23 protein-coding genes and 1 riboswitch are annotated in these 21,540 nt (G+C 45.9%); of the genes, 17 read left to right on the top strand and 6 right to left on the bottom strand.

Translation table 11 applies throughout. The features are described from left to right. Positions 1–8 precede the first annotated feature (8 nt). Entirely contained in the window at positions 9–221 is a 213-nt protein-coding gene (locus J7E85_RS31270; protein ID WP_215163910.1) for a hypothetical protein, read from the bottom strand. A gap of 155 nt (positions 222–376) precedes the next feature. Continuing rightward, positions 377–1,300: a cation diffusion facilitator family transporter gene (locus tag J7E85_RS31265; RefSeq protein WP_215163909.1), complete on the bottom strand. Its 924-nt coding sequence runs from the start codon at positions 1,298–1,300 to the stop codon at positions 377–379. Between the two features lie 262 nt (positions 1,301–1,562). On the opposite strand from J7E85_RS31265, the gene J7E85_RS31260 reads away from it, so the two are divergent. After that, the gene (locus J7E85_RS31260; RefSeq protein ID WP_215163908.1) at positions 1,563–2,666 is read left to right on the top strand and encodes a threonine aldolase family protein; all 1,104 of its coding nucleotides are present in this window, start codon (positions 1,563–1,565) and stop codon (positions 2,664–2,666) included. Between the two features lie 41 nt (positions 2,667–2,707). On the opposite strand, the gene J7E85_RS31255 is transcribed toward J7E85_RS31260, so the two are convergent. Together J7E85_RS31255 and J7E85_RS31250 are read right to left on the bottom strand one after the other, a co-directional pair. After that, entirely contained in the window at positions 2,708–3,121 is a 414-nt protein-coding gene (locus tag J7E85_RS31255) for a hypothetical protein (protein WP_215163907.1), read from the bottom strand. Between the two features lie 249 nt (positions 3,122–3,370). Continuing rightward, complete coding sequence (locus J7E85_RS31250) at positions 3,371–4,651, bottom strand: XRE family transcriptional regulator (protein ID WP_215163906.1); 1,281 nt, start codon at positions 4,649–4,651, stop codon at positions 3,371–3,373. A 238-nt stretch (positions 4,652–4,889) separates the two neighbouring features. Between J7E85_RS31250 and J7E85_RS31245 the strand changes: the two genes are divergently transcribed. Both J7E85_RS31245 and J7E85_RS31240 read left to right on the top strand, forming a co-directional pair. Next, complete coding sequence (locus J7E85_RS31245; RefSeq protein ID WP_251036178.1) at positions 4,890–6,347, top strand: serine hydrolase; 1,458 nt, start codon at positions 4,890–4,892, stop codon at positions 6,345–6,347. A gap of 221 nt (positions 6,348–6,568) precedes the next feature. Next, entirely contained in the window at positions 6,569–6,844 is a 276-nt protein-coding gene (locus tag J7E85_RS31240) for a CD3324 family protein (protein WP_076321710.1), read from the top strand. A gap of 103 nt (positions 6,845–6,947) precedes the next feature. Here the strand turns inward: J7E85_RS31240 and J7E85_RS31235 are convergent, their stop codons facing one another. Next, a complete protein-coding gene (locus J7E85_RS31235) occupies positions 6,948–7,916 on the bottom strand; it encodes an S-layer homology domain-containing protein (RefSeq protein ID WP_215163904.1) in 969 nt (322 codons plus the stop codon). Between the two features lie 178 nt (positions 7,917–8,094). Between J7E85_RS31235 and J7E85_RS31230 the strand changes: the two genes are divergently transcribed. The 9 genes from J7E85_RS31230 (at position 8,095) to J7E85_RS31190 (ending at position 15,181) form a co-directional block, all read left to right on the top strand. Then, entirely contained in the window at positions 8,095–8,967 is an 873-nt protein-coding gene (locus J7E85_RS31230) for a phosphotransferase family protein (protein WP_215163903.1), read from the top strand. A 55-nt stretch (positions 8,968–9,022) separates the two neighbouring features. Beyond that, a complete protein-coding gene (locus tag J7E85_RS31225; protein WP_215163902.1) occupies positions 9,023–9,535 on the top strand; it encodes a GNAT family N-acetyltransferase in 513 nt (170 codons plus the stop codon). 59 nt (positions 9,536–9,594) lie between these two features. Then, entirely contained in the window at positions 9,595–10,026 is a 432-nt protein-coding gene (locus J7E85_RS31220) for a hypothetical protein (protein WP_215163901.1), read from the top strand. Continuing rightward, positions 10,023–10,172 (top strand): hypothetical protein, encoded by a 150-nt coding sequence (locus tag J7E85_RS31215; protein WP_215163912.1) that lies wholly within the window; start codon positions 10,023–10,025, stop codon positions 10,170–10,172. Before J7E85_RS31220 ends, J7E85_RS31215 begins: the two co-directional genes overlap by 4 nt. A 145-nt stretch (positions 10,173–10,317) precedes the next feature. Beyond that, positions 10,318–10,692, top strand: a complete 375-nt coding sequence (locus J7E85_RS31210) for a VOC family protein (RefSeq protein WP_215163900.1) — start codon at positions 10,318–10,320, stop codon at positions 10,690–10,692. A gap of 38 nt (positions 10,693–10,730) precedes the next feature. After that, positions 10,731–11,345 carry a histidine phosphatase family protein gene (locus tag J7E85_RS31205; RefSeq protein WP_215163899.1) on the top strand — a complete coding sequence of 205 codons (615 nt, stop codon included), beginning with the start codon at positions 10,731–10,733 and terminating at the stop codon, positions 11,343–11,345. Between the two features lie 180 nt (positions 11,346–11,525). Further along, a complete protein-coding gene (locus J7E85_RS31200) occupies positions 11,526–13,742 on the top strand; it encodes a stalk domain-containing protein (protein WP_215163898.1) in 2,217 nt (738 codons plus the stop codon). 230 nt (positions 13,743–13,972) lie between these two features. After that, positions 13,973–14,623 (top strand): type A chloramphenicol O-acetyltransferase, encoded by a 651-nt coding sequence (catA, locus tag J7E85_RS31195; protein ID WP_215163897.1) that lies wholly within the window; start codon positions 13,973–13,975, stop codon positions 14,621–14,623. Positions 14,624–14,851: 228 nt separating this feature from the next. Further along, positions 14,852–15,181, top strand: a complete 330-nt coding sequence (locus tag J7E85_RS31190; RefSeq protein ID WP_215163896.1) for a four-helix bundle copper-binding protein — start codon at positions 14,852–14,854, stop codon at positions 15,179–15,181. A gap of 491 nt (positions 15,182–15,672) precedes the next feature. Here the strand turns inward: J7E85_RS31190 and J7E85_RS31185 are convergent, their stop codons facing one another. Continuing rightward, positions 15,673–16,779, bottom strand: coding sequence for an MFS transporter (locus J7E85_RS31185; protein WP_353049593.1), 1,107 nt, complete (start codon positions 16,777–16,779; stop codon positions 15,673–15,675). A gap of 230 nt (positions 16,780–17,009) precedes the next feature. On the opposite strand from J7E85_RS31185, the gene J7E85_RS31180 reads away from it, so the two are divergent. The 5 genes from J7E85_RS31180 to J7E85_RS31160 all read left to right on the top strand — a co-directional run bounded on the left by J7E85_RS31180 (position 17,010) and on the right by J7E85_RS31160 (position 21,479). Continuing rightward, on the top strand, positions 17,010–18,248 hold the full coding sequence (locus J7E85_RS31180) for an aminotransferase class I/II-fold pyridoxal phosphate-dependent enzyme (RefSeq protein ID WP_215163895.1): 1,239 nt from the start codon (positions 17,010–17,012) through the stop codon (positions 18,246–18,248). Continuing rightward, positions 18,248–18,688, top strand: coding sequence for a hypothetical protein (locus J7E85_RS31175; RefSeq protein ID WP_215163894.1), 441 nt, complete (start codon positions 18,248–18,250; stop codon positions 18,686–18,688). The genes J7E85_RS31180 and J7E85_RS31175 overlap by 1 nt, the downstream gene beginning before the upstream one ends. A gap of 63 nt (positions 18,689–18,751) precedes the next feature. Next, positions 18,752–19,573 carry a DUF6597 domain-containing transcriptional factor gene (locus tag J7E85_RS31170; RefSeq protein ID WP_215163893.1) on the top strand — a complete coding sequence of 274 codons (822 nt, stop codon included), beginning with the start codon at positions 18,752–18,754 and terminating at the stop codon, positions 19,571–19,573. A 117-nt stretch (positions 19,574–19,690) separates the two neighbouring features. Continuing rightward, positions 19,691–20,116: a VOC family protein gene (locus J7E85_RS31165; RefSeq protein WP_215163892.1), complete on the top strand. Its 426-nt coding sequence runs from the start codon at positions 19,691–19,693 to the stop codon at positions 20,114–20,116. Between the two features lie 32 nt (positions 20,117–20,148). Then, positions 20,149–20,248: riboswitch (purine riboswitch) on the top strand. Between the two features lie 67 nt (positions 20,249–20,315). Then, entirely contained in the window at positions 20,316–21,479 is a 1,164-nt protein-coding gene (locus tag J7E85_RS31160; RefSeq protein WP_215163891.1) for an MFS transporter, read from the top strand. The last annotated feature ends 61 nt before the right edge of the window (positions 21,480–21,540 follow it).

The following is a 21,540-nucleotide window of genomic DNA, read 5'->3' as shown; positions in this document are numbered from 1 at the left end:
GCCCCCTCCTACTCGATTAAGAATTTCGTACGGCTTCTTCGGGATCTCCGCTTTCGAAAGAAGCCATGAAGTTTATCGAGAATTCGAATATGGGTTGAGGTATGCTGCGATTCACATGCGATTTCGTCATGAATAATGAATCTTCCTTGACGATCAAGTTCGTCCCATTTTGCTTGCTGGTGTTCGTTCAGCTTTTCCAGTGTATATACATCGTTGATCATGTTAACCTCCCTATCAGACATTCAGATTTCGCTGTAACGCCAGTAGAATGTCTTGATACTCTCATTATGGAGGTCAACCGAATTTGTAAAAAGTGTAAACCTCGGAAGCCCTTTTTCCCCTTTTCATGAACTAAAGGATTACCGCAGAGAAGAGATTAGACTTTATTATTACGATGCGTGATGGTGGAATTCTCAATCTGGATCGTGGCATGCTCGATGTGGAATCGACTGTCCAGAAGATCAATCGCTTGTTGCAGGATCTCATAACTGTTCGCGTCATCTTGGGCGACGAGATGGCAGCTCAAGGAGTCGAAATTGGACGTAATCGTCCAAATATGAAGATCATGGATGCCGGTGACCCCAGGAATAGACAGGAGGGACTTCGTTACCTCTTCAGAGTTAATCGTTTCCGGTGCGCCCTCCATCAGAATATGAACGGTATTCTGTATGATTCTCCAGGCGCTCTTCAGAATCAAGATCGACACCAGGATGGATATGATCGGGTCTGCAATGTACCATCCGAAGGCAATCATCACGATCCCGGCGATGATTGCGCCGACAGAGCCGAGTGCATCACCGATAACATGGAGGTATGCGCTGCGGAGGTTCACATTGTTCTTCACATCCCCCGTCCGCATCAAGAACCAGGCGCTGAGAAGGTTGGCTAACAGCCCGATGGCCGCAATGAGCATCATGCTTCCGCTGGCGACGGTCGGCGGGTTATCAAAGCGCTGAATCGCTTCCCATACGATAAAACCGGCGATGACAAACAACGCGACACCATTTAATAGTGCTGCCAATATTTCAAAACGGTAAAAGCCGTAGGTTTTATTCGGCGATGCTGGCTTCGTAGCAAACCATAATGCGACCAGACTGAGCAGCAATGCGCTGGCATCACTTAACATATGTCCGGAATCGGATAACAGAGCTAAACTGTTGGTTAGCAAGCCCCCTACAAACTCTAGAATCATGATGCCAATTGTGATGATGAGGGCAATGGCAAGTCCTTTTTTGTTTCCTGAGCGGGCATGATCATGGTGGCTGTGGTCATGTCCATGATGGTGGTTATGATGATGCATAATCGAAAACTCCCTTCGGATCCATCTGTTGATTGTAATCAAAGATCATAAAACATTTTGTATTATATATAATATGAACATATGCTCATATACAATGTAATCCTTCCGTTTGTTTTTGTCAAGTTTTTCCGAATGTTTTCTGGAAGTGGAAATGATTTCTCACTTATTCATTTATCTAGTATGCTTGATAAGCGAGGAAATTAAATTTTTCGTGTGATGATTTGTTCTTATTATCGGTTGAAGAGAAGGAGTGATATGCGACATGGGAGAACAGCGTAAATCGATTAGTGAAGCTTATGGCGAAACAGCCTATCCATTGATTGGACATAGCCGCAGGAATCTCGAGGTGCTGCTTGAAGCATTTCGGGATGTGAATGGGTCGCAGATGGGGGATACATACGGCAAAGGGGCCATCATTGAGGAGTTTCAGGCGCGCATGGCAGACGTTCTGGGCAAGGAATCAGCTGTCTTTTTCCCAAGCGGAACCATGGCGCAGCAGATTGCTTTGCGGATCTGGTGTGATGATGCGGAGCTGAAACGAGTGGCCTATCATCCCCTCTGCCATCTGGAGATTCACGAAGAGAACGGGCTTAAGGAGCTGCATCATATCGAATCGATTCTTCTTGCCGATAAGGAGCGTTTGATTACGCTTGAAGACGTGCAGCGTCTGGATCGCGATATTGCATGTTTGCTGCTGGAATTGCCGCAGCGTGAAATCGGAGGGCAGCTGCCCGAATACGAAGAGTTGGAAGCGATATCGGCGTATTGCCGTTCGCAAGGCATTAAGCTGCATCTGGACGGGGCAAGATTGTTCGAGATCACCCCTTATTATCAAAAAACGGCGGCAGAAATCTGTGCACTGTTTGACAGTGTATATGTGTCTTTCTATAAAGGTATAGGTGGGATTGCCGGCGCCATTCTGGCTGGCGGCACCGATTTCGTGGCGAAGTCTAAAGTATGGAAAAGGCGTCATGGCGGTGATCTGGTCAGCCTATACCCGTATATCATCAGCTCGAATTATTATTACACGGAAAGAATAGGTAACATGGACCGGTATTACGAGGAAGCAAAAGAGCTCGCAGCGCTGTTTAATCAATGCGAGGGCGTGAATACGAAGCCTGTTGTACCCGTATCGAATATGTTTCATGTACACTTTGAATTGAACAAAGAACAGCTTGAACCGATTCTTATCGAGGTTTTCCGCACGACGGGCGTCGGATTGCTCAGTTATTTAAACGAAGCGGGGGAAACTCAATGTTATACGGAAGTTCACATTGGGGAACGGTACGGTAAAACACCGAGAGAAAGCATTCAAGAGGCTTTCCAATTGTTGAATGAGAAATTGCAGGAAGCTGTGAGCACATGACAAAAGGACCTGAATGAGGTCCTTTTTTAATTTGCCTATATTCATCCAATCGGTCCCATATAGACAAGCTCTGACGAATTGGCCGGATGCTGGGCAAGACCAATGATATCACCGGCTCTAGGAATTTGTAGTTTCGATACGAGGGTCTCCAGCGTTTTGGTATATTGGCTCCCATCGTTCTCGTTTACATCCAATTCCAGGATGACAACCGGGTCGAAATTGATCAGCTTTCCGGTATCCCGTACGGTTCGTACTTTAGCGGTGGCCGTTAATGCCAGGGCTCCAGTCGCTGCCATCTGCGCTTGCTTCGCCTGCTCCAAACTTTGATTGATGGCATTGCGATGCTCTTTCGGAACAAAACCTTGCATCATCATGCCGGTTAAACCTTTGTTCATCATTTTATCTGCTTTTTCCAGCGCGTCCTGCGGATTTTTCTTTTTTCCAAACCATCCCATAAGCTTAGCACCTCACTAGTAGAATTATTTATAATTCCATGTTACCCGTGGGGGTCTGAGGAGACAATGGTTTGGCAAGGATACAAAACTTCCGGCATTAGGTGTAAATCAACACGATACTTCTGCACAAACTTTTGCCGTATTCAAAGGTTTGTGCACTCTTTATCCCGTCGTACAGCGATTAAAATGAAGGGAAGGACAAAAGTTTTGCGGGTGGAACATGCTTTTGTAACCTTTTAAGCTCATGAATTATTTACTTCGAAGCAGATAGACCAGCTTTTTGTAGTAAGATGCCGACTCTTTGTATTTCCTTAATTCCTCCGATACCGCGGCCAATGCTTCATATAAGGATTCAAGTCGCAATGTAAGATGATTGGATTCGTAGTATGGTAGACAAGACAGGGCATGCCCCATAAATTCATCATGATAACCGTGTGCCAAGGCTAGCTGACATTGGTAGTAGGCAACCGACATCTCTTGATCCGTTGTAAGCTCTATCGCTTTCAGCTCTCGAATATACTGGGTTAAAAGCCCCCATTGCTTTTGTGCTAACACCAATTCACACCGGTAAATCAATAGGACCGGAAGGAATTGCTGCCGTACTTCCGCCACTTCCCGCGCGAGTAGTCCTTCAAAACGGTTGATTTCTTCTTCCGCTTTTTCATGATCTCCCTGCATCGTCAGCATGATGATCCGGTTGTTCAGGATGGTTGACACCATGTTCCCCTGGTTTACCGCATAGACCAAATGGGCTTCTGCCATAGAGAGGGTAACCAGCGCCTCTTGATACAGTCCCATGGAATAACAGTAGCCGCTGTACGCGATGTACAGATCGGATAAGCGGTGAAACAAGCGGTCTTCATAAACCCGTCTCATCGTTCCTTCAAACACCTGCTTGGCCTGGTCATATTGCTTCAAAAATATACAGGCCTCCATCTTGAAGTTTTGGGTGGTTAGCCATAAATCGGTGCCGTCCTGCACATATTCGCTTAACCGGTTCACTTGGCTTAAAGCCTCATGATAGCGGTTCTTGGATCGATAGAACTGGATTTTATAGAACAGCATCGCTTTTTTCGCGGGCAGCGGGAGTTCAGCGTCATCGGGACGACCGTATTTTTCCAGATAAAAATTGAGGTAATTCTGGTGCAGATATTCATGGGACACCGCATCGTTCACTTGTTGATAATAGACCGCCTTCATTAATGCCGTTGTGAGTTCTACCGTAAGACTGTCATGTCGATCCGGAAGATCGTGTATGCGATCCTCTGTAACATGAGAGACCGATTGGGATAATTCTTCAAAGATGCGTTCCGCGGTCTCAAGTGTATCCTTATCGGAATTAGCCGTGTTGATTAAATAGGAAGGGGCCACTTGCAAACGCTGTGCCAGATGCTCGGCAAGGTCCTCGGCCAGTGGATAACGATCGGCAAGGATGTTCGCTAAATGGGTGGTTGTCACTAATCCCTCTACCAGCTCTTTGCGAGCTATTCCTTTTTTCTTGCACAAGAAATCAATGCGCTCTTTTAACACGAAAGGAGACTCCTTCTATAACTGGATTTTGGGAAAAGTATACCATGCCGAGCGAGTCCAATCCGGACTGATGGTTAAAAGGGGAACAAGGACCTAGTCACTTGGGGGTGGTGTGTCGGTTAGTAAGGAAATGTGTCTTGGAGTGTCGAATGATGTATGATCATAGGTTGTGGACCCATATATTTTGTTTCATAAATTGTATAGTTGAAGGAAAGGGGATCATATGGGAGAGATTTTAATGACAATGGAATCGTTAAAGGGCATCCATACATATATCGAGGAGCAGATGAAGGCATGGAAGGTTCCGGGGTTGTCCGTTGCGGTGGTCAAGGATCAGGAGATCGTCATGATGGAGGGTTACGGGTATCGAAATATCGCCCAAAGCCTGCCTGTGACAAGTGAGACGCTGTTCGCGATCGGTTCCTCCACCAAAGCTTTTACTGCACTGGCAGCCGGAATTTTGGCGGATGAAAAAATCTTGGATTTGGATACACCTGTGAAGGAGTATCTTCCTGATTTCATGTTTGATGCTTTTGCAACGGAGCGGATTACGCTGAGGGATATGTTATGCCATCGTTCAGGCTTACCGCGGCATGAGCTCATGTGGTATAACGCATCACTGACTAGAGAAGAAATCATAGAACGACTACAGTACTTGGAACCAAATGTAGATTTCAGGACGAAATGGCAGTATCAAAATATCATGTATATGGTAGCGGGATATGTTATCGGGCATGTGAGTCGATCATCTTGGGAAGACGTTGTTCAGAAGCGGATATTCGAGCCGCTGAACATGGCATCCAGTCAATTCTCTGTAGACAAGACGCAACTCCAACATGATTATGCGATTCCCTGTATGCAAATTGAAGATCAGGCTCATGTCATTCCGTTTCGAAATATAGATATCATTGGCCCGGCGGGATCGATCAATTCCAATATCAAAGATATGGCGAATTGGGTAAGGTTTCAAATGAATCATGGAATGCACAACGGGCAGCGTCTCATTTCTAGCGAAGTGCTGGATACGCTGCACACGCCCCATATGGTTTGCGAGATGACCGAGGTCAATGAAAATAATACAAATATGGGCAGCTACGGTCTCGGTTGGCTGATCGAACCTTATCGAGGCTTACGGATGGTGAGTCACGGAGGCAATATTGACGGCTTCACCGCACATGTTGCCTTTATTCCTGCGGAGAAGATTGGCGTCGTGGTGTTGTCGAATCTCAATGGTACTCCGCTTCCTGTATTTATATCCAATTACATTTTCGATTCTTTGCTCGGTGGCGAGGTCAAGGACTGGAGTGGGCAAGCGTTGGGACAAAAGAAGGAAGCAACCGTTGCGAACGAGCCGGCAACAAACAGTAAGGCAACTTCAGGTGCGAAAGAACCCATTGTTCCATTGTCCACATCCTTGTTGGATTTAACGGGGACGTATGTTCATGCAGCGTATGGAGAAATGATGGTTGAACTTACAGATGGAGAGCTTCGGGCAGGATTCAATTCAATGAAGTTCCCCCTCACACATCAAAATGCGAATCAGTTTGAACTCCATGTTACGGAGTTTGATATTAAAACCAAAGCGACTTTTCTTACGGACTCGAACGGGAATGTGGATCGCCTATCCGTTATTTTGTTATTCGAGCCTGGTGCAAAGGAAATTGAAATTGTTAGAATAGAGAGTAGAAGCGAGTGAACTTTGAATTATCCAAATTTGGCGAGGTGAAAATCACATGATGGCTCACATTAGAAGCACAACCGTTCAAGTCGTTAAATCAGGCTCTGGGCAAAGCAGCACGGAAATATCGAGCAGAGAATTTGTTCGGAGCCTTCTTCAACATTAATTAGAGCTGCAATATTTCATGTGTCGGCTTTGCTCACTATTTACAAGATTCTATGTAGATAGGAGCAGGGAGAATGAAATACGAGAAAGCACTAGATATTTTGCCTGAACACATAGTCAAAACCATTCAACAATATATTGATGGAAGTTATATTTATATTCCGAGAAAGTCGGAGAATCGGAAGTCCTGGGGAGAGCAAACCGGGGTAAAGAAGGATCTGGATATTCGGAATCAGAACATTTTCAAATGTTATATGCATGGCGACTCCATCCGTACATTGTCAGAACGATATTATTTAACGGAGCAATCGATCCGTAGAATTATTCGGGCAGAACGAATGAAAGAATAGGCGAGATCATAGATCATTTTAGTAAGACTGTTATATAGCATTAGTTATCAGAAGGAAAAAGCGGCTAGGACACTTGTCCTGGCCGCTTTTAAATTAAGAAAAGTTACTTATCGGAAATTTGGAACGAACTTTTGATATTTTGTACGTCTAAAAACATGCCTTGATACTCGTTCTTGGCGTTATCATTCGATGGATCGTATTGGACATCAGTAGGTGTGTGGAATACATACACCTGATTGCCTCGTTCCCCAACCTGTACTGCTGGTATTTGCCCCTTGATTTCTTCCTCCTGCTCAGCCCAGTCACTCTTGGACCAGACGGAGATGGTGAACAGTGTGCCCTGAGTCATTGTATTGACGAAATTCAGATGATGGCTGTTCCCGACGGATTGATCACGGACTTCATAGCGCGTGTCCCAGCTCTTGGGAATCTCGAGTCGAAAGTGATAGGTGCTGTTTGTATACTTGTGGAATAAATCAGCGTGAGAGTAAATCTCCAAGCTTGGTGATACGTTATGCAGCTCATTGTATTTCATGGAGAACCGCTCGATTAGGGCCACGGCCTCAGCACGTGTGATTTCTTGATTTGCTTGATAGCTCTCAATGTTATTTCCTGATATTCCTTGTGCAAGGCCCAAGTCAAGCATGTATTGGATGGAATCCTTTAGATCGTAATTTTTGCCGGTGGCGTTCGCCAACAACTGAGCTGCCAATCCGCGCGTAAGCTTCTTCTTCGGTGACGTAGCCTTCCAGCCTAAGTTCCGGGCATACGTGATATAGGGTTCTTCCCATGGTGTCGTTGAGGAGTCGTCAGGGATAACCTTCGGGTTGGCAGCTCGAATGAGCATCGTCAAAAATTCGCTTTGTGTCACGGTCCGTTTCGGCTTGAATGTTCCATCCGGATACCCCTCAACCACGTCTTGCTCCACGGCCCATTGAATGTGAGAGTAACCCCAATGATTTGATAGTACATCTTTGAACGGAGTCTCATCGGCAATCGAAACCCCACTATTCGTCCCTATGTAACAGATCGTAAGCAGAGTTACAGCCAGCGCTTTCCCTAAACTTTTCATATCTGGATTCTCTCCTCATCGCGACAGATTTCTTACGTGGAATATAATGTCATCTTTGGGCTTGTCATGCAAGAGTGATTCCAACGAAATTGCAAAATTGTTCTATAATGATTTACCAAGTTAAGGAAAAGCATTAAAATAGAGGTTAATGACATTCGCAAGTAGAAGGAGTTTATACATGAATCCATCATATACCCAGCGCATACAAGACGTTTATCCACATTTACATATTCAAGACGTTGAGATTGACAGCATCGGTCAGAACAACGATGTGTTGATTGTGAATCAAACGCTTGTCTTCAGATTTCCTAAGTACGCAGCAAGTCTCAAAGCCATGATCAGAGAAACACAGTTATTGAATGGGATCAAGACCAAGGTAACGCTGCCTATACCGAATCCGATGTATGTTTCATTTGACGATATGCAGGTGGGCAAAATGTTCATGGGCTATCCCTTAATCGAAGGTCAACCGTTATGGACAGAAGATCTGCTTCCACACCGGAATTCGAACATCGAGGATAGGGTAGCGGAACAGTTGGTCGAATTTCTCGTTCAACTTCATGCTGTGGAGATCAATGAATGGATTGCTGACGATACGAATATCGTAAATGTCCACGAAGAGATGTCCGGATTGTTCACTCAAATTCAAGACCAATTGTTTCGTTATATCAGGCCTGATGCACAAGAGGAAATCTCAAGCAACTTCACCAGGTTTCTGAATAACCCTGCGAATCATGACATTCGTCCAACCTGCATTCATGGTGATTTTGGCACGTCCAACATCCTCTGGAGTCCGGAGAAAGGCCGAATTACGGGTATTATAGATTTTGGAGGCTCAGGGATTGGAGATCCGGCTTATGATCTAGCGGGAATTCTGTCGGGGTACGGTCAAGAGTTCTTCGAAAAGTGCATCGCCATGTATCCGAATGGAGACCAAATCGCGGAGCGTGTACATTTTTATAGAAGCACATTTGCCTTGCAAGAGGCGCTGCATGGAGTTATTCATCAAGACGCTGAGGCGTTTGAAGCAGGCATGCGAGATTTTAGATGAGATAATATTAGAGCTGAAATCCTACCATTAAAATACATAACAGCGAGGTAAACCAATGAACGTTACATTAAAGGTGTTAGATAACACGGAGCTGAAAAGCATCTGGAAAGAAGCGTTTCAACAGCAAAATATAAAGCGCCCGGATGAGTATTATGATTATTGCGAATATGAGAACCAAATCGGCAAGCGTATCACCTTGTTGGCTTTTGTTCATGAGGAGCTGACTGGTGTTTCCCACTTGAAATACGAATCGAGTTATCCATATTTTCGAGATCAGAATATTCCGGAAATCAATGATCTGAATGTGTTCCCAGCGTACCAGAGAAACGGCATAGCTAACAGCATCCTAGAAGAATTGGAGAACATCGTCCGCCAAAAAATGCCGCGTATCGGTATCGGCGTGGGATTGTACAGAGACTATGGTGCGGCACAAAGAATCTATGTCCGTCGCGGTTATATTCCTGATGGCAACGGGATTATGTACAGCAATGAACCTGTGGTGCCCGGTGACAAGGTATGTGCGGATGACGATTTGAATCTGTATCTGATTAAAGAGCTGGTTAAATAAAACATTAAAGCACCATGCCAACAATTTGCTTCAGTTATATAAGTTTCAGGAGAGTGAACATGAGCTTCTTCATTCGATTAAATATATCGAGTTTTTTGTATGCATGGTTCCCTTTTGCCGGGATTGAACTCATGGCCAACGTTTACCGACTCAGTCGAGTGACAGGGTGGGGACTGGATCACGTGAATGTTATGATCTTGGTTTTCTTCTTTGTTGGCCTGCTTCTATCGGGTTTCGGATTTCCCAAGCTGATAAGGCATTGGTTGGGTGGCCGTAAAGCGTCTTTCTTTTCGCTTGTTTTGTGGATCCCCTATTTCATTATCTTGACTTATACTGTGGCTGCATGGTTTCCTATTATGAATCCGGCAGACAAACCGAATCCTGTAACAGGACTCATTGCCATTGCAGTTTTGGGGTTGTACCCATTCTACCTGGCGATCGTTCATCTGTTTGGAACTGGTGTATCAGGTTCAGAAAGGAGCGGGCTATGATCATCGGCGTTCTTATCGTGGTGCTTATTATTGAACTCATTGTGATTGAGGTCAGACTCAAAAAGAAGTTGGATAATGACGAGAGAATCATTGAGAGACTCGATCTCATGATCAAAGATATACGTGAATTAAAGAATAAACCGTAGAGTTACGATCTAGAGGAGTATGAAAAGATGGGCAATGTGGATAACCGCAATCGACTGAGCCCAACTAATTATGGCTAAAGTGAACGGGAATTTTAAGCGTGGTAATGAGAAGGATCATAAATAAGCTCGAACAGGAGATCGAACGATGAATAAAGGGTTTTCCCACTGCTTGCAAATTTTCCCGACGTCTAACTTCGAGAAAACCAGCGAGTTTTATGAGCGAATCGGGTTCCGTGCTGTGAACTATTTTGATGCAACAGAACCGCATATGTGCCTCTACAAGGACGCTGTTGAGATTGTATTAACGAAGACTGATATTGAGGTTGTTCCGAATCGAATTCGTTACGGATATGGGTATGATGCTTATTTTATTACTTATGGACAACGGGAAATCCAGCAAAAGCTTATCGATTTGGACGTGAAGATTGTCAGAGCCTTATCGACGACGGATTATAACAATCATGAGTTTGTATTTGAGGATGTGGACGGGCGCTGGATCGCGGTTGGTAATAAGCTATAGAGCCGTAAGCGTGAAAAAAAAGGGGGGGGGGATATGACATGGTTGAGATTCTGGTCGTCAGGCATGGGCAATCGGAAGCGGATATTTTGAATCGGTGTGAAGGACGGGCTGACTATGCACTAACGGATCTTGGCCAGCAGCAGGCGCGGCTCCTAGCGGAGTGGATTCATCGTGAATACACCGTGGATGCCATTTTCTCCAGCACGTTAAACCGGGCCAAGCAGACCGCGGCAGCAATAGCTGAAACGACAAAAGTCCCCGTTACCTATGACGATGATTTAATGGAGCAAAATAATGGAGTCATAGCCGGTATGTTAAGAGAAGAGGCTTTACTTAAATATCCCTTGCCTGTTGGAGGAAGAAAGCGGCATGATTCGATAGAAGGTGGAGAATCTGAAGTGCAGTTCAGAGCAAGAGCCGAACAATTCATATCCAAGCTGTTTACTACAATCCATAGCGAGCCTGACTTGAAAAGAGTATGCATTGTCTCCCATGGCGGGATGATCTCGATGTTATTCCGAAGCTTCTTGAATCTTCCTTATCATACGGACATTCATATCCCGACTGGCGACACAGGTGTTCATCTATGGAGATATGATCGGAGCGGGAAAAAGATGATTGCGGCTACGAATTTGCAGGAGCATCTATCGTGAAATAATATATATTTAACTCCCGCTATGGCCATCGTGCTGTTGCGGGAGTTTTCATAGGTTTTACAATGTTCTATATCATCGTAAATATTATTAACAGATCAGAGAAACTTTTTTACCAAAATTTGCGTCTAATAGTATGACCTCAATAAATATCAAAAAAGGATTAGAAGGAGTTATGGAATGAAACTGAAGAAACGATCATTGCTAACCGTATTGGCTGTTGCCCAATTAGCTGCAGCTTATCCGGCGAGCGCGGATGCAAATACCGCAGACAAGCCACAACAGTCAGTCACCCAAGAAGTGTACGAGCAAAACGCTGCGGCAACCAAAGCATTAAAATCCGGGGGTACAAACGCTGCTCAAGAAACAACCGATACTACAGAGACAACCACTCAGACAGAGACAGTGACTGAAGGGTCTCAAGTGCCGAATGAAGAAGGAACAACTGAAGTACCGGTTGAGGAAACTGGCGAAGTGAAGGATCCGGCAACAACTACGGAAGAGCCGAGCAACCAGAATAACCAACAAACCGTAACAGGTAAAGAACTAATTCTATATTTTAATAGTACAAAAATGGTACAAGACGGCGTTACCTACAATGCACCACAGCCGATGCAAGTCAAAAAGGGAGTATCCTATGTTCCCATTCGTGCCCTTGTGGACCGTGTAGGCTTCAAGGTCACTTACGATAAGAAGACCAAAGAAACCGTCATTACCAAAGGAACCACTGAACTTCGCTTCAAAACAGACAGCAGCAAGTATACCGTAAATGGCGTAACGAAAGAGATGAAGGGAACCTCCTACCAGACAAATAGCACATTCATGGTTCCGCTGACAGCTATAACCCAAGCACTGGATATTAAATATAAAGCGGATAATGTAGGCAAACGTGTCATCATGAATCTGGAAACGAAGCCCGTAGCCAAGTTTACGGTGGGACCTAAAGAGATTTTTGCAGGAGAAACAACAGTGACCTATACACCGCAGCTGGAGAATGTACAAGGTGAGATCATCGACGAACGCTGGGAAGGCAAACAGGATATTTTCGATGCACCAGGCGAATACATAGTCACTTACTCGGTTCAGGATTCTACAGGAGCGTGGAGCGAGCCTTATAGCCAAAAGATTACGGTCATTCAGCCGAATCTTCCACCCGTTGCCATGTTCGAGACCGATAAGTCTGAGTATAAAATGGGTGAGTTGATTACCTATACGAACCTAAGTACTGATGACCAGGACAAGTCTGAGGATCTGACGTACAAGTGGGAGAATAAACAGTATGCTTTCTTCACACCGGGCGTTTATACGATCAAGTTAACGGCCACCGATAAGAAGGGACTTAGTTCCACCTACGAGACGACGATTAACGTGACGAACGAAACGTTATATAAAGAAGAGGATTTCAATATGCTCTTTATCCCGGAAGGGGAGAAATTCACGTTCCTTGGTAATGTGACTTCGCGTGCGAAGATCAATTATGATTTTTACGACGAGCCAAGTACCTTGATTCGTAGTAACAGTCCCGAAACCGTCAACACCGAGGGCATTGTGTACCGAGAGACGGCGGTTGGCGATATGCGCTTTATGATTCACCATGTGAACAATTTGAATAAAAATGTGAAAATGTACGTTATTGCAACAAACAAGAACAGCACTCCGGTAACGCTCAGACAAGATTACTTGGGATTTGCAGGTCCGTCGCCGATCGCAACGGCAGCAGGCAAGAAGTCTGTGTTGAACTACTTCCAATCCATGCAGGACAATTCGAAGCGAACTTCAGTAACGCTTGCACCAGGTGAACAGAAGCTGGTCATGACGGAACTGAGCGATGTAAGAATGAAGCAAGGACATGTCATTTCCCTATACTCGGATATGTACAGCGACCTGCCGATTCAGTTCGATGTCGTGATGATTGATGAGAAATCCGATCCATTGAAGGTTCTGAGCACGTTGCCGATCCTGAATCGCGATGGTGTTCACAACCGTGGAACCTATCCGGATTCGACGCGGGTCATCCGTTATTCCGAACTGGTGGGTGCAGATTCCGAACGTCTCGTACTTGGAGACAATCAGGATGACCCTAACCTGGAAGGTATGGACCCTATGGTTGGAGACATTACGCACAACACGGGCAACTTTGGTGTCCTGTATAAAATTACATTGGATCGCGTAGCACCGGATACCCTGATCTCGTTTAACCCACGGGGCGGTAAGTACTCGGGATATGCCATGATAAATGGAACGATTGTACCGATCTATTCCCTTGGACAGGTAGCTCCTGGCGAGCAAGCGGTCCTCTACCGTACAGGTGATTACGAACAAAAGGTTGAAATCATGCTGACAGCTGCGCCGGGAAGCAATTTGCCAGTAAACCTGCTGTTTACCCAAATGCCTTAAGTTCTTTATTAAGATTTGAGGACATAGAGGCTTCACGACTTAAGGAACTGCTTGAGGAGTGAAGCCTCTAGCTGTATCATTTATAATAGTGATGCTTCGGCAGAATCAGATCCATTCGAAGATGTAACAGAAATCTGCTAATACGGAAACTTTGGAGTGATGGCGTGTGATTAGATCAGTGGATGTACCCTCCTGAAATAGAACGATTTTATTTTAGGAGGGCATAAACGATGGAGTTTCATATTATAGATGTTGAACAGTGGACGAGAAAGCCTTACTACGAGCATTATCGATCGAATAAATGTACCTTTAGCATTACCGTGGATATCGACATTACTCGGTTGCTGTATTCGTTAAAAGCTAATGGATTCAAGCTTTACCCTGCTTTTATTTATATGGTTACCAGGGTTGTCAATAACCGGGTCGAATTCAAAACGTCCTATAGTCCCGAAGGGGAATTGGGTTACTGGGATCGGATGACGCCAAGCTATACTTTTTTCCATAATGATGACCATACCTTCTCCTGTTTATGGACAGCATGTTCGAATGATTTCTATCGATTTCACGATCATTATGAGCAGGACATGGAGCGTTATCGGGATGCAAAAGGGATTTTCGTTAAAGAAAATCCACCGCCAAACACGTTTCCCATATCCATGATACCTTGGGCAAGCTTTAACGGATTTAATCTAAACATTGTCAATGAAGCCGACTATCTTCTTCCTATCATAACCGGAGGAAAATATATCGAGCAGGGTGGCCGTACTCTGCTCCCAGTCTCATTGCAGGTACATCATGCTGTGTGTGATGGTTACCATGCCAGCATGTTCTTTCAAGATTTGCAGAGTTTGGCGGATTCATGTGAATATTGGTTAACATAATTCATTCCCTATGAATGCTCAACTCGACCGTATATTAACGGGTAATGTTCCATTCATGGCAATCATGAAAAATAAGAGACGACTGCTGCGCAGTCGTCTTTTCTATTCACACCAATGATCTCGACTCTATAAAATATCCTCATATTATCTTCACAAGTTATGGTTAATTACATACAACCTTGAAAAAAGGTAATCCTATGAGCGCTAAGACCGAAAGGAGAATGGATGATGTCACATGAACAAGTTCAACAATGTATCGAGGAATGCTTGCGCTGTATGATAGCCTGTAACCATTGTTACACCGCATGTTTGGACGAACATGATGTGGCGATGATGAAAGAATGCATTCGCTTGGACCGGCAGTGTGCGGATATTTGCGGATTTGCTGCTCAAGCGATGTCCACGAACAGTATGTATGCCACAGAAATATGCAGGATCTGCGCCGATGTCTGTGAAGCATGCGGCAACGAGTGTAAGAAGCATGACATGAAGCACTGCCAGGAATGTGCTGAAGCATGCTTCCGATGTGCGAAAGTATGCCGGGAGATGGTTGCCTAAGTAAGGCATCCATCGAACAGTAGGACGACGCGGGAAGGAACCGCTATATGCGGGAATTGGCCCGTTATGGGTACATGCTGACAGAAGGGGCTCCGGTATATACTGGAATTCGCCCATTAGGAGATCATGAGGACAGAGGATCCGCTATTTCGCCGAAATCAGCCCATTATGGGGTACATGTAGACAGAAGGGGCTCCGGTATATACTGGAATTTGCCAGTTATGGAGAACACGGGGATAGAGGATCCGCTATTTCGCCGAAATCGGTCCATTATGGAGTTCATGCGGACACAGGATCCGCTATTGCACCATAATCACGGGTTAATCCCCCAATTATCTCGCAATAGCGGATCTCTTGTCCGCATATTACTGCGAAATGGGTGATAACAAGGAAATAGCGGAACCAGTGTCCTCAAATATCGCAAATCCATGGAATTTAACAATGCTGGGTCGACCATAGAAAAGAATGAGAAGGATTGAAAAAAGGGCGTTCTATGAAGCCTTTGCCGATGCCAGCGGCGTTAAACCCATATGCTCTTGATCCAGCTGATGGCAGCGGGAGGTAACGGCAAATGCTCCGATTGCGAACACAACGGCAGCCCAAGGCAGATATTCGAGACCAACGTTATCCACGACAAGGCTGCCCAGTAGAGAACCAACGGCGATGCCCAGATTGGATGCGACCGGCATAAGTGTAGAAGCGAAGTCCTTGGAGCCGGCTGAAGATTCATCCGTCAGGTCAATCAGGTATAACTGAACGGCGGTACTGAGCGCAAAGGAGAAGCAGGCGACCAGCATTAACGACACTAAGGCCATCCACGGGAGTGATAGGGTAAGGGCAAGCGCCATCATAATCATCGCTTGGATGGTGAAAATCACTTTCAATTTTACCCTTGAATTGCCTTGCGCTACCTTGGCCCCCAGCCAATTACTAAGAATCGTGAAAGCGCCGTAGGCCAGCAGGACGGTGCTGATCCATTGCTGCGGAATCCCCATTACATTCTCTAAGAGCGGCGTTATGTACGTGTATACGATAAATACGGACCCTACGCCAAGGACCGGAATGAAGAAGGCAAGTCGTATTCTCTTGTTCTTGAACAAGGCAAATTGCTGTTTCATGGAGCTTACGCTAATGGTATTGCTCTTGGGCATGACGGCCATTATCAAAACTAGCGGGATAATTCCGACCAATGATGTAACAATGAAAGCCGTATGCCATCCAGCCATCTGGCCGATTTGCGTTCCGACAGGAACGCCAAGGACATTTGCAATCGAGAAACCTCCGATGATCCAGGCAACCGCACCAGCCCTGCGGGAAGCGCTCATATGCTGGCTTGTTGCGGCGATGGCCAGTGATAAGGTCAATCCGCACAGAATCGCGGTGATGATGCGAATGAATAACATGACGGGGTACGAGGTGGCAAAGATGGTCAAATAATTAAACACTAACACCGCAATATACGCTGTCAGAATGGTTAAATGCCGAGGAATACGTCCGAGCAGCGTGACCGCAAACGGCGTTCCGATGGCGTAAGCAATAGCGAAGCTGGATACGAGGACACCGGCTGCAGCAAGCGAAATGCTGAGACTTACACTGATGTCTTTTAATAATCCAACAATGACGTATTCGGTAGTACCAAGTACAAAGGCTGCAAAAGTAAAGGCGATAATAAAGATGGTCTCTCGTGTTCTGGTGATGGTTGTCTCTTCTCCTGAATTCTCTTTTTGTATGCTTCGATCTTACGTTATGAATGGCTTTTCAAGTCAAGCCTGAGATGAGGATTTTAAGGCGATGCACCTCCAGCTTCATGCTATAATGTAGGGAAAAAGTGGAGTGGGTGGATATCTTGCCGAATCAAACTTCAAAACGCACATGGCGTGCAGACAAACTATCGCAGATTGGTTCTTCCATATTCGCCGAGGTCAGCGAGTGGAAACAAGAGGCTCTTCAAGCGGGAAGAGATATTATCGACTTGAGCATCGGCAGCCCTGACCGTGGTCCTTCTGCGGATATCCGTAAGGTCCTTAGCCAAGAAGCACTGAAAGAAGATAACTATACATATCCAGGCACTAGAGGAATCGCGGAGTTTCGAGAGCAGTCAGCGGCTTGGATGGAATACCGCTTTAGTGTAAATGTCAATCCTGATACCGAAATACTGGCCTTGATGGGATCTCAGGATGGATTATCGCATTTGGCTCAGGCCATATGCAATCCGGGCGATGTGGCCATTGTACCGAATCCGGGTTACCCGATCTATGCCGGAGCGCTTGCGATTGCAGGCGTTAGGCCTTGGTATCTTCCGCTGAAGGAAGAGTTTGGATTTGTGCCGGATCTGGACAGCATTCCGGAGGAGATTTGGGCGAAAGCGACATTCATTCTGTTGAATTTTCCGGGGAATCCGATTGCTGTCCGGGCTGATTATGCTTTTTTCGAAAAATTGGTCGGGTTGGCAAAACAATGGGACGTACTTATCGTTCATGATCTTGCATATTCCGAAATGGGTTTTGACGGCTATCGCCCCATGAGTATTCTGCAGGTTCCCGGCGCCATCGACATCGCGGTAGAATTTCACTCCTTCTCCAAGAGTTTTAACATGGCAGGCTGTCGCATCGGCTTTCTTGCCGGTCATGAGGAAGCAGTGAGCGCCCTGCGGGAGTACAAAAGCAACATCGATTTCGGCGTATTCAAGCCTGTACAGATTGCGGCTGTCCATGCATTGCGTCAAGCCATGGCATCTGCCCGTGAGGAACGGGGTGTCGCTTCACTATATGAATATCGGCGTGATGTTCTCGTGGCATCACTTGCCGAAGCGGGATGGGTTGTTCCTAAGCCGCAGGCCACGATGTTCCTATGGGCCCGGCTCCCTGAAGCTTTCCGTGATGTACAATGGAGCTCGCGCCGCTTCGCCCGCGAATTACTGCTTGAAACCGGCGTTGCGGTTATTCCTGGAGATGCTTTCGGTTCCGAAGGAGAGGGCTATGTGCGAATCGCGTTGGTCCAGGAAGAGCCAGCTTTGCACGAAGCGGCACATCGTATAGGGAAGTTTATTCTGGGGCTTAAGTCGTAATGAAATGGCTTGGAGTTTCCTTTGTCATGTTCCTGGGGCTGGCGCTGTTCCCACAGAGTGCGGGCGAACACATTCAACATCCTGTATCGTACATAGAGGAAGTTGAGGGCGATACAAGCCATGCTCCATATAAGATACAATTCATAGACTTAGATAAGTACCAAAGTATCGGTGCATACGAGAATACGTTTACCACTGTACCAGATAATGGAAATAAATTAACCGTTAAGGTTCGTAATAGGAAAAGCTCGGGCACAGTGATTCTGAATGTCTACCGAGGAACGGAGGAATTCGGATATATGGATGTCAAAGCCGGCAGGGAGGGCATCCGAACATTTGCCATGAATGATCGGAGCGGAGTAACGGGGGATTGGAAGGTTTACGCTACGACACGTGACGGTCATGTGATGAACCTCCAGGTCCAAGCAGGGCAGCATTAATCAATGCTGTAATTCAATTATTAGTTACTTGAGTCATTCGTCGCTATCCAACGTTAATAAAGGGTGAGCACATTGCGGAACTATGTCCCTATACAAGCTCCAACGATAGAGAATCCGTCTCCGGACTCTTCTTACACCTATTACGAATATCTGCCAAGCCCGGCATTAAGTCTTTATGTGGCCTGTTATTGGACCTTGGATTATACAGCTTCGTCAATTCAGCAGCCGCTTCATCGCATTCTTCCTGACGGTTGCGTCGATATTATATTTAATTTGAAGGCACGGGCAGCCTCAACCTCCGGCTTCATTACCGGTCTGATGTCATCTTACGAAGCCATGAGACTTACACAGGATCAGTCACTGTTCGGTATTCGTTTTTTTGCGGAGTCCGTTCGCCCATTCATACGTTATCCCGCTTCCGATTTCCGTGAGGGTCCTGTATTCTTGGAGAGAGCATGGGGGCTGGATGTGAATCAGCTGAACGAGGAAATGGTCACAGCTCTGGATTCTGCCCACCGAATGGATGTGGTTGAAAGGTTTTTAATAGGCATCTTAGGACAGAATAACGTCTGTTCCGAGCCACTGCTGGAGCATGGCATGCAGTATTTGTACGCTGCTAAAGGAAGAATAACGGTTCGTGCCTTGGCTGAAAAACTTAATTATAGCGAGAGAACCATAAGAAGAGCATTTCAGAAGGAACTCGGCGTCAGTCCGAAGGAATTGTCGGAGATCATTCGTTTTCAAAATTTGCTGCAGGAGCTGCATCAGGCCAAGCCGAACCGGTTTGCTGATATCGCTGCCCAATACGGATACTATGATCAGCCTCATTTCATTAACAACTTCAGGCGTTTATATGGCATGTCACCCTTACAGGCTTTGAAGTGATCGATGATGGAATTCTTGATGTGTAGAAGCACGTTGTCCGTTTTTTACAATCATTCAATAGAGTCATCGACGAAAATAAGTATGAGGTAACGATGATGCATAGGAGGTAATGCCATAATGAAAGCACGTATATCCGTACTTACAATCGGCGTCGATGATCTGGAGCGGTCATTGAAGTTTTACCGCGATGGACTCGGACTCCCGACCGAAGGGATCATTGGGACGGAATTTGAGCATGGGGCTGTAGCATTCTTTGAATTGCAAGCGGGCGTGAAGCTGGCGATATGGAATCGCAAAGATCTGTCAGTTGAGGCGAATGTTCTTCTGTCCCCTCCAAGTTCCTCAGAGTTTACCATCGGTCACAACGTCGGCAGTAAGGAAGAAGTGGATGAGGTGATGGAGCAAGCCAGAAGGGCGGGTGCAACGGTAACCGTGCCAGCACAAGACACATTCTGGGGGGGCTACTCCGGCCATTTTCTCGATCCGGACGGACATTTGTGGGAGATTTGCTGGAATCCTGCTTGGGAGCTTGATATTTCGTAACGGATGTGATAAATTAAACAACGATTGTTTTGCAACTGAATAAAATATTTGAATGTATAACCTCATTAATATGGTCTGAGGGTCTCTACCAGGAACCGTAAAATCCTGATTACAGAAAATGTTTCTCATTTTTTGTAATCAGGATTTTTTTTGTTGATTATAGGCAATACGACATCGAAGAAGGGGGATTCTATTCCAGATGAATCTGAAAGTATTAATTCTAGCGATTTCGACGATATCCGTCGGGTTGGTTGAACTTATTGTTGGCGGAATATTGCCGCTCATCGCGGATGACTTGCATATCTCACTCGGCACGGCTGGGCAGCTGATTACCGTGTTCGCCCTAGTTTATGCGGTAGCAGGACCGGTTCTCCTTGCGCTTACGGCAAGGGTGGAGCGGAAACGGCTTTATATGATTTCCTTATTTGTTTTTTTTATTGGTAACTTGTTGGCTTATGTAAGCCCGAATTTTACGATGCTATTGGCTGCTAGAATATTAACTGCCATGAGCACTGCGCTGATTATCGTGTTATCGTTGACCATTACCGCCAAGGTGGTTGAACCTGAACATCGGGCGAAAGCATTAGGCGTTATTTATATGGGAATCAGCTCGTCATTGGTGCTTGGTGTGCCGCTCGGTATTTTGCTTAGTGAAGCTTTTGGATGGAGGGTACTGTTCCTCGGTATCGGCATTTTGTCGATTGGCTCCATGATCTTGATTTATATGTTTCTGGATCGGATCAAGCCTGAAAATGTCACGCCGTTATCCGTTCAGATCAAGGCGCTCGGCAAATCGAAAATCGCCGGAGCGCATCTCGCTACCTTATTCATGCTTGCAGGGCACTACACGATTTATGCATACTTCACGCCGTTTCTTGAATCCGAACTTGGGCTGAGTCCATACTGGATCAGCATCTGTTACTTCCTGTTCGGACTATCCGCAGTCGGCGGTGGGGCCTTTGGAGGCGCACTCGCCGACCGGCTGGGGTCGCATAAGAGCATTGTAATCATCATTACATCATTCATGTTGGTGCTGTTCCTATTGCCGTTCTCCACATTCTCAATCGGCGTATTTTTGGTCGTGATGATGATATGGGGTGCATTAAGCTGGAGTCTGGCCCCTCCGCTGCAGAATTACTTGATTCAAGTGGATCCGGGCTCGTCCGATATCCAGCAGAGTTTCAACAATTCCGCGCTGCAGATCGGAATTGCCCTGGGATCCGCTATCGGCGGCCTTGTGTTAGAGCAGGGAGGTACCGTATCCAGTACGTCTTGGGTAGGCGGAGGAATTGTCATGGTGTCGCTAATCTGCGCCGTTTATTCCTTAACGAGACCTGCGCTTGCATTGAAGACAATCAAATAGTCCATTATTGCTCATTATCAAAAGACAGCTGCGATGACGCGAGGCCACTGAAAAAGTCCTT

Origin of the sequence: Paenibacillus sp. ISL-20 (assembly GCF_018613005.1) — a bacterium.
In the GTDB taxonomy this organism is placed as follows: Bacteria; Bacillota; Bacilli; order Paenibacillales; family Paenibacillaceae; genus Paenibacillus_AQ.
Note: the sequence above shows the minus strand (reverse complement) of the source record. Positions and strands in the feature narration are given on the sequence as shown.

What these genes read in the sequence shown, in the direction of transcription:
- J7E85_RS31205 (WP_215163899.1), top strand. Translation starts at nt 10,731, where the DNA reads ATGGTTGAGATTCTGGTCGTCAGGCATGGGCAATCGGAAGCGGATATT.
- J7E85_RS31225 (WP_215163902.1), top strand. Translation starts at nt 9,023, where the DNA reads ATGAACGTTACATTAAAGGTGTTAGATAACACGGAGCTGAAAAGCATC.
- J7E85_RS31175 (WP_215163894.1), top strand. Translation starts at nt 18,248, where the DNA reads ATGAAATGGCTTGGAGTTTCCTTTGTCATGTTCCTGGGGCTGGCGCTG.
- J7E85_RS31260 (WP_215163908.1), top strand. Translation starts at nt 1,563, where the DNA reads ATGGGAGAACAGCGTAAATCGATTAGTGAAGCTTATGGCGAAACAGCC.
- J7E85_RS31245 (WP_251036178.1), top strand. Translation starts at nt 4,890, where the DNA reads ATGACAATGGAATCGTTAAAGGGCATCCATACATATATCGAGGAGCAG.
- J7E85_RS31160 (WP_215163891.1), top strand. Translation starts at nt 20,316, where the DNA reads ATGAATCTGAAAGTATTAATTCTAGCGATTTCGACGATATCCGTCGGG.
- J7E85_RS31265 (WP_215163909.1), bottom strand. Translation starts at nt 1,300, where the DNA reads ATGCATCATCATAACCACCATCATGGACATGACCACAGCCACCATGAT.
- J7E85_RS31255 (WP_215163907.1), bottom strand. Translation starts at nt 3,121, where the DNA reads ATGGGATGGTTTGGAAAAAAGAAAAATCCGCAGGACGCGCTGGAAAAA.
- J7E85_RS31235 (WP_215163904.1), bottom strand. Translation starts at nt 7,916, where the DNA reads ATGAAAAGTTTAGGGAAAGCGCTGGCTGTAACTCTGCTTACGATCTGT.
- J7E85_RS31190 (WP_215163896.1), top strand. Translation starts at nt 14,852, where the DNA reads ATGTCACATGAACAAGTTCAACAATGTATCGAGGAATGCTTGCGCTGT.
- J7E85_RS31215 (WP_215163912.1), top strand. Translation starts at nt 10,023, where the DNA reads ATGATCATCGGCGTTCTTATCGTGGTGCTTATTATTGAACTCATTGTG.
- J7E85_RS31165 (WP_215163892.1), top strand. Translation starts at nt 19,691, where the DNA reads ATGAAAGCACGTATATCCGTACTTACAATCGGCGTCGATGATCTGGAG.
- J7E85_RS31210 (WP_215163900.1), top strand. Translation starts at nt 10,318, where the DNA reads ATGAATAAAGGGTTTTCCCACTGCTTGCAAATTTTCCCGACGTCTAAC.
- J7E85_RS31270 (WP_215163910.1), bottom strand. Translation starts at nt 221, where the DNA reads ATGATCAACGATGTATATACACTGGAAAAGCTGAACGAACACCAGCAA.
- catA (WP_215163897.1), top strand. Translation starts at nt 13,973, where the DNA reads ATGGAGTTTCATATTATAGATGTTGAACAGTGGACGAGAAAGCCTTAC.
- J7E85_RS31230 (WP_215163903.1), top strand. Translation starts at nt 8,095, where the DNA reads ATGAATCCATCATATACCCAGCGCATACAAGACGTTTATCCACATTTA.
- J7E85_RS31240 (WP_076321710.1), top strand. Translation starts at nt 6,569, where the DNA reads ATGAAATACGAGAAAGCACTAGATATTTTGCCTGAACACATAGTCAAA.
- J7E85_RS31220 (WP_215163901.1), top strand. Translation starts at nt 9,595, where the DNA reads ATGAGCTTCTTCATTCGATTAAATATATCGAGTTTTTTGTATGCATGG.
- J7E85_RS31200 (WP_215163898.1), top strand. Translation starts at nt 11,526, where the DNA reads ATGAAACTGAAGAAACGATCATTGCTAACCGTATTGGCTGTTGCCCAA.